This is a genomic window from Streptomyces sp. TM32 (assembly GCF_004122755.1).
In the GTDB taxonomy this organism is placed as follows: Bacteria; Actinomycetota; Actinomycetes; order Streptomycetales; family Streptomycetaceae; genus Streptomyces; species Streptomyces sioyaensis.
In genome coordinates, this window is record NZ_SDIG01000067.1 from 19,753 (window position 1) to 31,503 (window position 11,751).

Annotated in this window: 13 protein-coding genes; 3 read left to right on the forward strand and 10 right to left on the reverse strand. The window is 70.6% G+C overall.

Annotated elements, in window-relative coordinates; translation table 11 throughout:
- Positions 1-71: 71 nt before the first annotated feature.
- From ccsB to hemL, 7 genes are all read right to left on the reverse strand, one after another.
- Complete coding sequence (gene ccsB, locus EST92_RS16790) at positions 72-1,160, reverse strand: c-type cytochrome biogenesis protein CcsB (protein ID WP_129281732.1); 1,089 nt, start codon at positions 1,158-1,160, stop codon at positions 72-74.
- The gene (locus tag EST92_RS16795; protein WP_129281733.1) at positions 1,157-2,980 is read right to left on the reverse strand and encodes a cytochrome c biogenesis protein ResB; all 1,824 of its coding nucleotides are present in this window, start codon (positions 2,978-2,980) and stop codon (positions 1,157-1,159) included. Before EST92_RS16795 ends, ccsB begins: the two co-directional genes overlap by 4 nt.
- A gap of 3 nt (positions 2,981-2,983) precedes the next feature.
- The gene (locus tag EST92_RS16800; protein WP_129281734.1) at positions 2,984-3,745 is read right to left on the reverse strand and encodes a cytochrome c biogenesis protein CcdA; all 762 of its coding nucleotides are present in this window, start codon (positions 3,743-3,745) and stop codon (positions 2,984-2,986) included.
- Positions 3,746-3,749: 4 nt separating this feature from the next.
- A complete protein-coding gene (locus EST92_RS16805; RefSeq protein WP_129281735.1) occupies positions 3,750-4,364 on the reverse strand; it encodes a TlpA disulfide reductase family protein in 615 nt (204 codons plus the stop codon).
- Positions 4,365-4,441: 77 nt separating this feature from the next.
- Complete coding sequence (locus tag EST92_RS16810) at positions 4,442-5,671, reverse strand: hypothetical protein (RefSeq protein WP_129281736.1); 1,230 nt, start codon at positions 5,669-5,671, stop codon at positions 4,442-4,444.
- 145 nt (positions 5,672-5,816) lie between these two features.
- Positions 5,817-6,497, reverse strand: a complete 681-nt coding sequence (locus EST92_RS16815; protein ID WP_129281737.1) for a histidine phosphatase family protein — start codon at positions 6,495-6,497, stop codon at positions 5,817-5,819.
- 38 nt (positions 6,498-6,535) lie between these two features.
- Complete coding sequence (hemL, locus tag EST92_RS16820; protein WP_129281738.1) at positions 6,536-7,861, reverse strand: glutamate-1-semialdehyde 2,1-aminomutase; 1,326 nt, start codon at positions 7,859-7,861, stop codon at positions 6,536-6,538.
- Positions 7,862-8,166: 305 nt separating this feature from the next.
- Here hemL and EST92_RS16825 point away from each other — a divergent pair, with 305 nt between their 5' ends.
- Complete coding sequence (locus tag EST92_RS16825) at positions 8,167-8,718, forward strand: hypothetical protein (RefSeq protein WP_129249696.1); 552 nt, start codon at positions 8,167-8,169, stop codon at positions 8,716-8,718.
- A 156-nt stretch (positions 8,719-8,874) separates the two neighbouring features.
- On the opposite strand, the gene EST92_RS16830 is transcribed toward EST92_RS16825, so the two are convergent.
- Positions 8,875-9,711: an SDR family oxidoreductase gene (locus EST92_RS16830; protein ID WP_129281739.1), complete on the reverse strand. Its 837-nt coding sequence runs from the start codon at positions 9,709-9,711 to the stop codon at positions 8,875-8,877.
- Positions 9,708-10,235, reverse strand: a complete 528-nt coding sequence (locus EST92_RS16835; RefSeq protein WP_129281740.1) for a cupin domain-containing protein — start codon at positions 10,233-10,235, stop codon at positions 9,708-9,710. Before EST92_RS16835 ends, EST92_RS16830 begins: the two co-directional genes overlap by 4 nt.
- Positions 10,236-10,320: 85 nt before the next feature.
- Here EST92_RS16835 and EST92_RS16840 point away from each other — a divergent pair, with 85 nt between their 5' ends.
- On the forward strand, positions 10,321-10,749 hold the full coding sequence (locus EST92_RS16840; protein WP_129281741.1) for a MazG-like family protein: 429 nt from the start codon (positions 10,321-10,323) through the stop codon (positions 10,747-10,749).
- Between the two features lie 6 nt (positions 10,750-10,755).
- Here EST92_RS16840 and EST92_RS16845 read toward each other — a convergent pair whose 3' ends face one another.
- Positions 10,756-11,457 (reverse strand): TIGR03086 family metal-binding protein, encoded by a 702-nt coding sequence (locus EST92_RS16845; RefSeq protein ID WP_254068862.1) that lies wholly within the window; start codon positions 11,455-11,457, stop codon positions 10,756-10,758.
- An 86-nt stretch (positions 11,458-11,543) separates the two neighbouring features.
- Between EST92_RS16845 and EST92_RS16850 the strand changes: the two genes are divergently transcribed.
- The coding region (locus EST92_RS16850) for a DUF6597 domain-containing transcriptional factor (RefSeq protein WP_343283800.1) at positions 11,544-11,751 on the forward strand (208 nt) is incomplete at its 3' end.

An 11,751-nucleotide genomic window follows, 5' to 3' on the forward strand; every position in this document is an offset into this window, starting at 1 on the left:
CCGAAGGAGCCCGGTGGCCCCCGGAGCCCGCCGGAGCGACCCCGGCGGATCAGCCCCCGGAGCCCGCCGGTTCAGACCCCCGCGTAAGAGTGCAGACCCGTCACGAAGATGTTCACGCCGTAGTAGTTGAAGAGGTAGCAGGCGAACGCGATCAGGCCCAGCCAGGCGGCCTTGCGGCCCTTCCAGCCGGCCGTGGAGCGGGCGTGCAGATAGCAGGCGTAGCCGACCCAGGTGATGAAGGCCCAGACCTCCTTGGGGTCCCAGCCCCAGTAGCGGCCCCAGGCGGCCTCGGCCCAGATGGCGCCCGCGATGATGGTGAAGGTCCACAGCGGGAAGACGGTGGCGTTGACGCGGTAGGCGAACTTGTCGAGCGAGGCGGCCGAGGGCAGCCGCTCCAGCACCGAGGTGGCGAAGGCGCCGGGCTGCTTGCCCGCCGGGTCGGCGAGCTTGGCCTCGTAGCGGTCGCGGAAGAGGAACAGCAGCGTGGCGACGGCGCCGAGGTAGAGCACCGCACCGGAGAGAATCGCGCAGCTGACGTGGATCCACAGCCAGTACGAGTGCAGCGCGGGCACCAGCTGGTCGCTGGCGGTGTAGAGCACCGAGACGGCCAGCCCGAGGTCGAGCAGGACGGTGGTGACCAGCGGCAGCCCGATCCAGCGGACGTTCTTCCGGAGGGTGAGCAGCAGCAGGTAGATGCCCACCGCGACCGCGGCGAAGGTGGTGGAGAACTCGTACATGTTGCCCCAGGGGGCACGCTGTACGGACAGGGCGCGGGTGATCACGCCGCCCACGTGCAGCCCCCAGGCCAGGACGGTCAGCGAGATGGCGATCCGCCCGTAGAGGTCGCCCTTCTCCGTGCCGCCCGCGGCGCCCGGGCCGTCGGGGACGTCGCGGCTGCCGGCGGCGGACTTGGTGATGACCTTGGGGCGCTCCAGTACGGCGGTGCCGCCGCCCTGCTGTGCCGCCTTGGCGGAGACCGTCGCGGGCGCCGTGGCCTGGGAGGTCAGCGCGGCGGCGGTGCGGGCGACCTTGCTGCGGCTGCCGAACACCCACTCGCTCATGTGGGCGACGAAGGCGAGCGTATAGACCGCCATTGCCGAATAGACCAGCAGGTTGCTGTTGTGCGCCAGTGTCTCGTTGGCGGCGGCAGCGATGTTCACGCGCGCGCTCCTTCGGAGGGTTCAGCAGGACCGTCAGAGTCAGTGGGCTCCGCGGGGTCTTCGGAGCCGGAGCCGGCAGCGGGGGCCGTCTCGGGCTGCGGATCGGATTCCGGGCCGGTCGCGGCGTCGGAGCCGGTCGTCGGGGCTTCCGGGCCGGTCGCGGCGTCCGGGACGAGCGGGGCGTCGGGCTCCAGCGCCGCGGCGAGATCGCCGAGTTCCTCCGGCAGCCGCGGCGACTCGCTGCGGCCGAGGCCGGCCATCTCGACGACGGTCACCCCGTCCGCACCCGTTTCGGCCCGGACCCACACCCGGCGCCGCTGGATGAACAGCGAGCCGGCCAGGCCCACCAGGGCGGCGACCGCGCCGGCCAGGGCGAGGCCGTTGCCCGGCTGGTGGGTGATCTTGAAGCTGGCCCAGTTCTTGATGCCGGTGAACTGGATGCTGCCGTCGCCGTTCGGCAGCTTCATGGTCTCGCCGGGCAGCATCATCTTGGCGAGCGGGGCGCCCTTGACCTTGTACTGCTTCAGATACTTCTTCTGCAGCTGGTAGACGTTCTGCGGCAGCCCCGAGTCGACCCCCAGATCGCCGTGGTAGGCGGTCAGCGTCAGCACCGGGTAGTCCAGCGCGGGGAACTGGGAGAACATCGACCCGGACCCCTTGCCGCCGAACGTCGGCACGAAGAAGCCCTGGAAGCCCAGCTGATTGCGCTTGCCGTCCTTGGTCTGCGCGCCCGGCACCTTCACCACACCGGTCGAGGTGAGGTTCTTGGGATCCTGCGGGAGGAAGGGGACCGCACCCTGGTAGACGACCTTGCCGCGGCCGTCCTTGACGGTCACCTCCGGCGCGTAGCCGTGCGAGAGCAGGAAGACCTTCGAACCGGCGATGTCGAGCGGGGTGTTCACCTCGACCGCCTTGCGGTGCTCCTTGCCGTCCGCGCCGGTGTAGTACGTCAGATGGGCGCGGAAGGTCCGCGGGGTGCCCTTCTGGGGGCCACTGCGCTCGTAGGTCGCCTCGAACTTGTTCAGGGTGAAGCCGAAGGGCTCCATGGTGTCGGTGTCGAAGAAGGCCCCCGACTTGAAATCGTCGAACTGCGTGAGGCTGTTGGCGAAGCCGTCGCCCTCGGTGACCAGCTTGCCGCCCTCGGACTTCCACAGGCTGCCGACGGCGAACGCCACCAGCATCACGATCAGTGCGACGTGGAAGACGAGATTGCCGGCCTCGCGCAGATAGCCCTTCTCGGCGGCGACGGCGGTGCCGGCCCGGTGGGCACGGAACCGCCGCTTCTTCAGCAGCCGCTGGGCCGCGCCGAGGACCTCCTCCGGCGCGGCGTCGGTGCGCCACGTGGTGTACGCGGGCAGCCGGGTCAGCCGGCGCGGGGCGCCCGGCGGGCGGCCGCGGAGCTGTCCGACGAACTGCCAGCTGCGCGGCACGATGCAGCCGATCAGCGAGATGAACAGCAGCAGATAGATCGCCGAGAACCACACCGAGCTGTAGACGTGGAACATCCCGAGCTTGTCGTAGATGTCACCGAGGGTGGCGTGGTCGGCCTTGAACTGGTCGACCTTGACCGGGTCGATGCTGGTCTGCGGAATCAGCGAGCCGGGGATCGCACCGATCGACAGCAGGAAGAGCAGCAGCAGCGCCACCCGCATCGAGGTCAGCTGCCGCCAGAACCAGCGCACCCAGCCGATCGGGCCGAGCGAGGGGAGGGTGACCTCCTCCTGGGGCGCGGTCGAGAGCTGGGATCCGGCGGCGCCGAGATCGCTGCCCGGATCGGCCGCGGGGCCCGGCTCGCGGGGGGTGTCGGTCTTGGTGGACATCAATCAGATCCCAACGGTGGAGCTTTGCGCCCAGCTCTGCAGGTCGGACATCAGGCTGTCCCAGATGCCGGTGACGAGGAGGATGCCGAGCGCGACCATCATGCCGCCGCCGAGCCGCATCACCCACTGATAGTGCCGCTTGACCCAGCCGAAGGCCCCGAGCACCCGGCGGAAGGCCAGCGCGACGGCGATGAACGGCAGGCCCAGGCCCAGGCAGTACGCCACGGTGAGCAGGGCACCGCGCGCGGCGCTGGCATCGTAGAACGTCAGGGTGCTGACGGCGGCGAAGGTCGGTCCCAGGCAGGGCGTCCAGCCGACGCCGAAGAGCACCCCGAGCACCGGCGCGCCGGCCAGCCCCATGGCGGGCTTCATGTGGAAGCGCAGCTCGCGCTGTCCGAAGCGCTGCAGCACGCCGGCGAACGCCAGCCCGAGCAGGATCATCAGCACGCCGAGGACGCGCGAGATGACGTCCCGGTACTCCAGCAGGCTCTTGCCGGCGAAGCCGAAGAGCGCGCCGCCGGAGACGAAGACGGCGGTGAAGCCGAGGACGAAGAGGGCGGCACCGGCCAGCATCCGCCCGCGCCGGGCCTCACCGAGGTCGGTGCCGGTGACGCCGGTCACATACGACATGTAGCCCGGCACCAGCGGCAGGACACAGGGCGAGAAGAACGAGACGAGCCCGGCGAAGAGCGCGATGGGGACGGCGGCGAGCAGCGTGCCGTTGAGGACGGTCTGGTTTTCCGCGGCGGCGGCGAGCGCGATCACGTGATCACTTCTCGGCGAGCAGCGGGGCGATCATCTTGCGCAGCTCGTTCTCGGCGAGCGGGCCGATCGACCGGGCGGCGATCTTGCCCTGCCGGTCGATGGCGATCGTGGAGGGGATCGACTGCGGGTTGAGGCTGCCCTTGGGGAAGCGCAGCATCAGCCGGCCGGTCGGGTCGAACAGGCTCGGGTAGGGCACCTTGTGCTCTTCCTCGAAGCTGGTGGCCTGCGACTTCTGGGAGTCGCGGGTGTTGATCCCGATGAACTGGACGCCCTTGCCCTTGGTGTCGTTCGCGACCTTGGCGAAGTTCGGCGCCTCGGCGATACAGGGGCCGCACCATGATCCCCAGACATTGAGGATGACGACCTTGCCCTTGTACGCGGCGACATCCAGCTTCTTGCCGGTGGTGGTCTCACCGGAGAGGTCGGGCGCGGGCTGCCGCTCGTCCTTCTTGACGGTGTCGATGCCGTTCTTGCCCTGGACGAAGCGGGTCTGCGCCGAGCCGCCGGAGGCGCCGTCGCCACAGGCGCTCAGCGTCAGCGAAGCGGCCGCGGCACCTGCGGCGAGCAGGGCGAGACGGCGTCGGCTCGTGAGGCGGCGTGGGACGCGGCAGGCACTCATGTGAAAAGTTTCGCATGGGCCAATTACGGATCTTCCGCGCCCCCCTCCGACGGCCCGCCGCGGTCCGGCAGTACATGTCAAGCAGCTGACAAATACGACTTCCAGCCGCCGCTCGGGCGCCGGCCGACGGGGAGCTGCTGAAGCTTGCGCAGCACCTCCGGGTCCTGGGCGTCGAGCCAGTCGGTGAACTGCCGGAAGGACACCAGACGGACATCTCTGTTCTGCTCATTGGCAATGTGCTTGAGCGCGTCCTCGACGGCGTCCATATAGATGCCGCCATTCCACTGCTCGAAGTGGTTGCCGATGAAGAACGGCGCGCGATTGGTCTCGTAGGCCCGGCGGAATCCGGAAATGTATGCGTCGGTGGCCTGCTGCCGCCAGCCGGGGTAGTTCACCGGCGGCGCCTTCGTCGAGCGCTTCGACTGATTGGCGAGGATGTTGTAGTCCATCGAGAGCACCTCGAAAGGGTGCCCGGGGAACGGCATCAGCTGGAGCGGGAAGTCCCAGATGCCCATCTTTTTCTTCGGCCACATCTGGAGGCCGCCGGACGAGCTGGCGTCATAGCGCCAGCCGAGCTGCTTGGCGACGGGCAGCAGATTCTCCTGGCCCAGCAGACAGGGGGTACGGCTGCCGACCAATTCCCTTTCATAATCGAACGGCAGTGCTTCGAGGTCGGTGAAGCCGGTATTCGTGCGCCACTTCGTGACGAAGTCCATCGCCTGGGCGATCTCGGACTGCCACTGCTCGGGTGTCCAGTGCTTGACCGAGGTCGGCGCGTCGCCGCAGAAGTGCCCGTTGAAGTGGGTGCCGATCTCGTGTCCGTCCAGCCAGGCCTCCCGCACGTACTTCAGCGTCTCCTTGATGTGGTCGTCACTGAGGTAGCCGATGGCGGAGGCGCCCCGCCTGTTGTTGGGCGGGTCGTAGAGGTGCTTCTTGGATTCCGGCAGGAGATACAGCCCGGAGAGGAAGAACGTCATCGCCGCGCCGTGGTCCTTGGCGAGCTGGAGAAAACGCGGGAAGAGGCCGTTGCCGACCTCTCCGGCCCCGTCCCAGGAAAAGACCACGAACTGCGGCGGGATCTGACCGGGCTCCAGCCGTTCGGGTGCCTTGGGCTGATGGGGCTGCGCGCCGGAATTCGCTGTCGAACCGTCACCGATGGGCTTCGAGCGCGCCAGGACCGAGTTCTTGACCCGCTGCTTTTCCGCCCTCGCGTTGTCCGAGTCCGACGACGAGCAGCCGGCGACGCCCAGCGCCGCGGCTGCTCCCACACCCATCCCCAACAGGTGTCGCCGACTCATCACGCGCATACCCTCGACCCCATCCGTTCTCGCCGAACTCGTTATCCATATAAACGGACAACCGAGAAGAGGGCACGTCGAGCGTGGGGCTTCCGGCTAATCGCTCAGATATTCAATTGGCCCTGGCTTTGACACCCCGCCAGGTGATGCAGCATCAGGCCCCGAAAGCCTTGGACTTTCCCTTGACGGGTTTGGCGCCCGCCAGAAGATGGGAGGGAACCAGGTCGCGCGCCGGCTCGCTGTACCCCACCGAAATGATCTTGTCGCCGTGGAATGTGAACGACGTCAGCGAGGCCAGCGTGCACTGCCGCTTCCGCGGGTCGTGCCACAGCCGGCGCCGCTCGGCGAAGCTGCGCACGATCCAGATCGGCAGCTGATGGCTGACCGCCACCGCCTCGTGCCCGCGCGCCGCGTCCCGCGCCGCCCCCAGCGCCGCCATCATCCGTACGACCTGCTCGATGTACGGCTCGCCCCACGACGGGCGGAACGGATTCGTCAGGTACTTCCAGTTCCCGGGCTTCTTCAGCGCGCCGTCACCGACGCCGAAGGTCTTCCCCTCGAAGACGTTGCCGGCCTCGATCAGCCGCTCGTCGGTGGCCAGCTCCAGGCCGTGCGCACCGGCGATCGGCTCCGCGGTCTCCTGCGCACGCTCCAGCGGCGAGGCGACGACGTGCGTGATGTCGCGCCCCGCGAGATGCTCCGCCACCCGGTCGGCCATTTTCCGCCCCAGGTCGGAGAGGTGGTAGCCGGGCCGGCGCCCATAGAGGACGCCGTCGGGGTTGTGCACCTCGCCGTGCCGCATCAGATGCACGACGGTGATGTCTTCGCTGCTCATGTCACCCATTCATTCAGTCGTCGGCCGGCGCCCGTGCCTCAGGCGGTCGCTTCGGCCGCGGCCCGCGCGGCGGCCGGGAGTGCGGCGGCGATCCGCTCGACGGCCGCCGTGTCGTGCGCGGTCGAGACGAACCACGACTCGAAGGCGGACGGCGGGAGGTAGACACCCTGCGACAGCATCGAGTGGAAGAAGGCGGTGAAGCGGAACGCGTCCTGCGCCTTGGCCCCCTCGTAGTCGGTGACCTCGGCGTCGGTGAAGAAGACCGTGAACATGTTCCCCGCGTTCTGCACCCTGTGCGCCACGCCCTCCTTCGCCAGCGCCGCGGTGACCAGTCCGCGCAGCTCCGCCGAGACCGCGTCGACCTTCTCGTACGCGGCGTCGTCCAGCAGCCGCAGCTGCGCGACTCCGGCGGCGGTGGCGATCGGGTTCCCGGACAGCGTGCCCGCCTGGTAGACGGGGCCGGCCGGGGCGAGGTGCGCCATGACGTCGGCGCGGCCGCCGAAGGCCGCGGCCGGGAAGCCGCCGCCCATGACCTTGCCGAACGTCATGAGATCCGGACGTACCCCGTCAATTCCGTACCAACCGGCCTTGCTGACGCGGAAGCCCGTCATCACCTCGTCGGAGATGTAGAGCGCGCCGTTGCCGGCGCAGAGGTCCTTCAGGCCCTGGTTGAAGCCGGGCAGCGGCGGCACCACGCCCATGTTGCCCGGCGACGCCTCCGTGATCACGCAGGCGATCTCGCCCGGGTGCGCGGCGAACGCGGCCCGCACCGCCTCCAGATCGTTGTACGGCAGCACGATCGTGTCGCCGGCCTGGGCACCCGTCACGCCCGGCGTGTCGGGCAGACCGAAGGTCGCCACGCCCGAACCCGCGGCGGCCAGCAGCGCGTCCACGTGCCCGTGGTAGCAGCCCGCGAACTTGATCACCTTCGGCCGGCCGGTGAAGCCGCGCGCCAGCCGGATCGCCGACATCGTCGCCTCGGTCCCGCTGGAGACCAGCCGCACCTGCTCGACCGGCTCGATCCGGGCCACGATCTCCTCGGCCAGCTCGACCTCGCCGGCACCGGGCGTGCCGAAGGACGTCCCGCGGGCGACCGCGTCCTGGACCGCGGCGATCACCTCGGGGTGCGAGTGGCCGAGGATCATCGGCCCCCACGAGCACACGAGGTCGACGTACTCCCGGCCGTCGGCATCGGTGAGGTACGGACCGGCGCCGGACACCATGAACCGGGGCGTACCACCCACGGCGCGGAACGCCCGGACCGGAGAGTTGACGCCGCCCGGCGTCACGGCGGACGCCCGGTCGAACAGCGACTGCGAAACAGGGGCTTCATACGGAAAAGACACGGTGATCCTGACCTGCATAAACGGCGGGAGGGCGGCGCGCGGACGCGGCCCGGCTGGCATCGGTACGGGATGTCCCTCGCGGTACGTGTGCACGGGCCGCTCGGTTCAACCTCGATCCTTTTTTGATTCCTCTCGCTTTCGACCGGGCGTCAGCCCCCACTCGTCTGCGAAACTGGGGCCGACGTACGAGTAAGTCACGCAAGCAATGGTCTCAGAGGCGCACGGGGGCGTGCGGCCGGGCGTTTCGCGCGCCGGTGACGGGGGAGGTCTCTGAGACGATGATCGGGTTGCGCGGCTGAGGCTGCGAGTGGTCGGGTGGAGATATGCATCGCGGTGGCGAACTGGGCGAGGGAACCAATGACCGGGGTCCCGAGCGTGCCCAGCGCGGCCGTCACCGGCGCGAGGAAACCACGGGCGGGGACATCAGGGGCGGCCGCATGGGGGTGACGTACAAGTACTTCGGCGCGCCCAACGGCGCGACCGCGGCCCGCGTCCCGATCTCCATGCGTCCCGAAGAGCTCGGCGGTGACGAACTCGGCATGGGCGGCATGTTCTCCAAGATCAAGCCGGAGACGATGGCCGCCATGGTCCTCACAGGTATAGAGGGCATACCGCTCCATAAGGTTCCGCCGCTGGAGCTTGTCGTCCTCCACCCCGACTACGCCGTCGTCAAGCTCCCCATGACCGTGGTCGACCCGCTGCGCGGGGTCGGCGAGGAGTCGGTCGGCGCGGCCGCCTTCATCTGGTCCACGGTGCCCGACCGCGGGGGCCCGCGCGACGCGTTCGCCGTCTACCAGCTCCTGCACGAGTGGCAGGACTTCAGCCACCGGCTGCACGAGGCCGGGCACCAGGCGTACTGCCTGGTCTGGCCGTAACGGTTCAGCGCGGACGCGACGGGCCCGCGGCGCGGGAGGCACCGGGTCCCGGTCACCGGGCAGGACGGGGCTCGCCGGTCACCTGGTGAGGCCCGGCCCGCCGGTCACCATGGGGGACCCGGCCCGCCGGTCACCCGGTGAGGCCCGGCCCGCCGGTCACCATGTGGGGCGGGCCGAGACACCGCCGTCGACGACCAGATCGTGTCCGGTGATCCAGGACGCCATCGGCGAGGCCAGGAAGACACAGGCGTCGCCCACGTCCTGCGGCCGCCCCAACCGCCCGGCGGGCGCCGCCGCTTGCCAGCGGCGCACCCCCTCCGGCCAGTCCTCCGCCAGGCCGGGACGGGCGATCAGACCGGGCGAGACGCTGTTGACGCGGATGCCGTAGGGCCCGTACTCCAGCGCCGCCGACCGCGCATGCATCACCACCGCCGCCTTGGACGCGCAGTAGTGGGCGTGCCGCGGCGCCGGACGGTCCGCCTCGATCGAGGCGATGTGGGTGACCGAACCCCCCGTCGGCCCGGAGGTCCCCCGGTCCGCCCGCATCACGGCCACCGCGGCCTGGGTACAGGCGAAGACGCTGTGCACCGTGGGATCCGCCACCGCCCGCCAGTCGGCGAGCGACATCGCCGCCAGCTCCTGCGTCGGCTGCACGCCCGCGTTGTTCACCAGTGCGGTGAGCCGCCCGCGCCAGCCGGCCGCCTCGTCCACCAGGCGGTGGCACTCCTTCTCGACGGCCAGATCGGCGCGCAGCGCCAGCGCGCTCCCGCCGTCCGCCTCGATCCGCTCGACCAGCGCCCGCGCCGCCCGGGCACCGGTGCGGTAGTGCACCACGACGGCGGCGCCCGCGGCGGCGAACCGCAGCGCGATCCCGCCGCCGAGGCCCCCGGAGGCGCCGGTCACGAGGGCGACCTGGCCGCGCAGATCGGGCAACCCGGGGTCACGGGGGCCGGAGGCGACGTCGGAGGGGGTCTCGGAGGGGGTCTCGGTCATGGCCGGCTCAGCGCGGTGATCCGCGCCGCCTCCTGGGGAAAGCGCGCGGCCAATACGGCGGCGTCCCCGTGCTCGTAGTCCTCGACGGTGAATCCGGGCGCCATCGTGCAGCCGAAGAGCGTCCAGGCACCGCCGTCGGCGACCTCGGCGGCCATCCACGTACCGGCCGGCACCGTGAACTGGACGTGCTGCCCGCCCAGGACGTCCGGCCCGAGCACGACCGTACGGGCGCCGCCGCCGGCACCACTGCCGGCGCTGCCTTCCGGGAGGAGGAACAGGGTGAGCGGATCGCCCCGGTAGAAGTGCCAGATCTCGTCGGTGGGGAGTCGGTGCAGTGCGGAGAAGTCGCCCGGCTCGGCGGTCAGCAGCATCACGATCGCCGAGCCCTCGGGCCGCCCGTCGGGGCGCTCGGGGCCCTCCCAGGTGCGCCGGTAGCGGCCGCCCTCGCGGGGCAGCGGCGCCAGCCCGTAGAAATCGATCAGCGCCTCGGGGAGCCGGTCGTGGGGCGTGTGCCGGTCGTCCATCTGCGGGCTGCCTCCCACTCGTCGCCGACCGCGGTGGAATTCCACCCTAGGCACGAACACGGCGTGGCGCGGGCACAATCGGGCCATGTCCGATACCGCGTCCGACGTCCCGTCAGCAGCCGCCCCCGTCACGCCCTCCGGCACAGCCGCGCCCCTGGACGGCACCGCCGTCTGGGAAGCGATCGACGGAATCGTGCACTGGCTCGACCGGGAGAGCACCCTGCCGCCCGAACAGGAGCGGCTGCTGCGGCTGCTGAAGCTCACGGAGGAGGCCGGCGAGGTCGCGCAGGCCGTCATCGGGGCCACCGGCCAGAACCCGCGCAAGGGACACAGCCACACCTGGGACGAGGTGCACGGCGAGCTGTGCGATGTGATCCTCACGGCGATGGTGGCCCTGCGGACCCTGACGCCCGACGCCCGCGGGGTGTTCGACGGGCATCTGCGGCGGGTCGCGGCGCGGCGGGCGTCGCAGCCGACCGAGGGGCAGCGCGGTCCCGGCGCGCCGGCTTCCTGAGGCCCGTCAGCCGGCCGTCCACTGCGGATCGCGGCCCGTCTCGGCCAGCAGTACGTCGAGGTCACCGGCGCCGGGCGGGGCGGGGAGCGGCTCGGCGAACACGTTCATCTTCCGGGCCGTCGGTCCCATCTGCGCGACCAGCGCCCGTAGCTCGGCCACACAGCCGTCGGCCGGCACATACGGCTGCCCGGTCGCCCGCGCCACGTCCCAGGAGTGCACCGTCAGGTCCAGCAGCACCATCGCGCCGACGGTCCGCGCCGGCAGGTTCATCCCGCCGGTCAGCCCGTCCTCGGCGCCCGGCGCCGCCCATGCCTCGACCAGCCGCGTCGTTTCGGCCGCGAACCGCTCGGGCCACTGCGTCCCGTACTCGCCGAGCCGGTCGGGGGTACGGCTGAAGTCGGCGTCCTTCTTGGCGGCCAGCGTCTGGAAGGCGACGATCACGTGGAAGAGGTGGTTGAGCAGGGCCCGTACGTCGTACTCGGCGCAGGGCGTCGGCCGCGCCAGCTGGTCGTCGCGCACCGCGCGCAGGACGGGGAGCGCCGCCTCGGCCGCCGCGGCGAGCAGCACGCTGATCGGCGACGACGGGTGGGCGGAGGGGGCCGTGCGGGGCGGTTCGGCGAGGTCCCGCGGGGCCGGGCGGGCGGATTCGCCGCGGTAGCCGCTGTAGGTGTCGTCCGGGATGTCCTGCATTCCGTTGGTGCCGTTCATGCCGAGGACGCTACGGACGGCTGCCGGCGGCGGCTTGAAAAAACGCGACAGCTCCTTGCGGGCGCAACGGGCCTAGGATCCAGGACATGGCCGCTCCACGGCGCGACACCCGGGGCATCGTCGACGCCCCCGGGCTCTTCACGCGGGTGCAGTTCCGCCGTCGCACCCCCGCCGCGCCGCTGCGCCCCTACGTCGAGCACTACTGGCTGATCGACTGGGACCTGTCCGAGCCGTATGCCACCCATGTCGTCCCGCATCCGTGCGTGAACATCGTCTTCCAGCGGTACGCCGACC

Coding starts and splice junctions, on each gene's coding strand:
- EST92_RS16795 (WP_129281733.1), bottom strand. CDS start 2,980: ATGTCCACCAAGACCGACACCCCCCGCGAGCCGGGCCCCGCGGCCGAT.
- EST92_RS16805 (WP_129281735.1), bottom strand. CDS start 4,364: ATGAGTGCCTGCCGCGTCCCACGCCGCCTCACGAGCCGACGCCGTCTC.
- EST92_RS16810 (WP_129281736.1), bottom strand. CDS start 5,671: ATGCGCGTGATGAGTCGGCGACACCTGTTGGGGATGGGTGTGGGAGCA.
- EST92_RS16815 (WP_129281737.1), bottom strand. CDS start 6,497: ATGAGCAGCGAAGACATCACCGTCGTGCATCTGATGCGGCACGGCGAG.
- hemL (WP_129281738.1), bottom strand. CDS start 7,861: ATGCAGGTCAGGATCACCGTGTCTTTTCCGTATGAAGCCCCTGTTTCG.
- EST92_RS16825 (WP_129249696.1), top strand. CDS start 8,167: ATGCATCGCGGTGGCGAACTGGGCGAGGGAACCAATGACCGGGGTCCC.
- EST92_RS16830 (WP_129281739.1), bottom strand. CDS start 9,711: ATGACCGAGACCCCCTCCGAGACCCCCTCCGACGTCGCCTCCGGCCCC.
- EST92_RS16835 (WP_129281740.1), bottom strand. CDS start 10,235: ATGGACGACCGGCACACGCCCCACGACCGGCTCCCCGAGGCGCTGATC.
- EST92_RS16840 (WP_129281741.1), top strand. CDS start 10,321: ATGTCCGATACCGCGTCCGACGTCCCGTCAGCAGCCGCCCCCGTCACG.
- EST92_RS16845 (WP_254068862.1), bottom strand. CDS start 11,457: ATGAACGGCACCAACGGAATGCAGGACATCCCGGACGACACCTACAGC.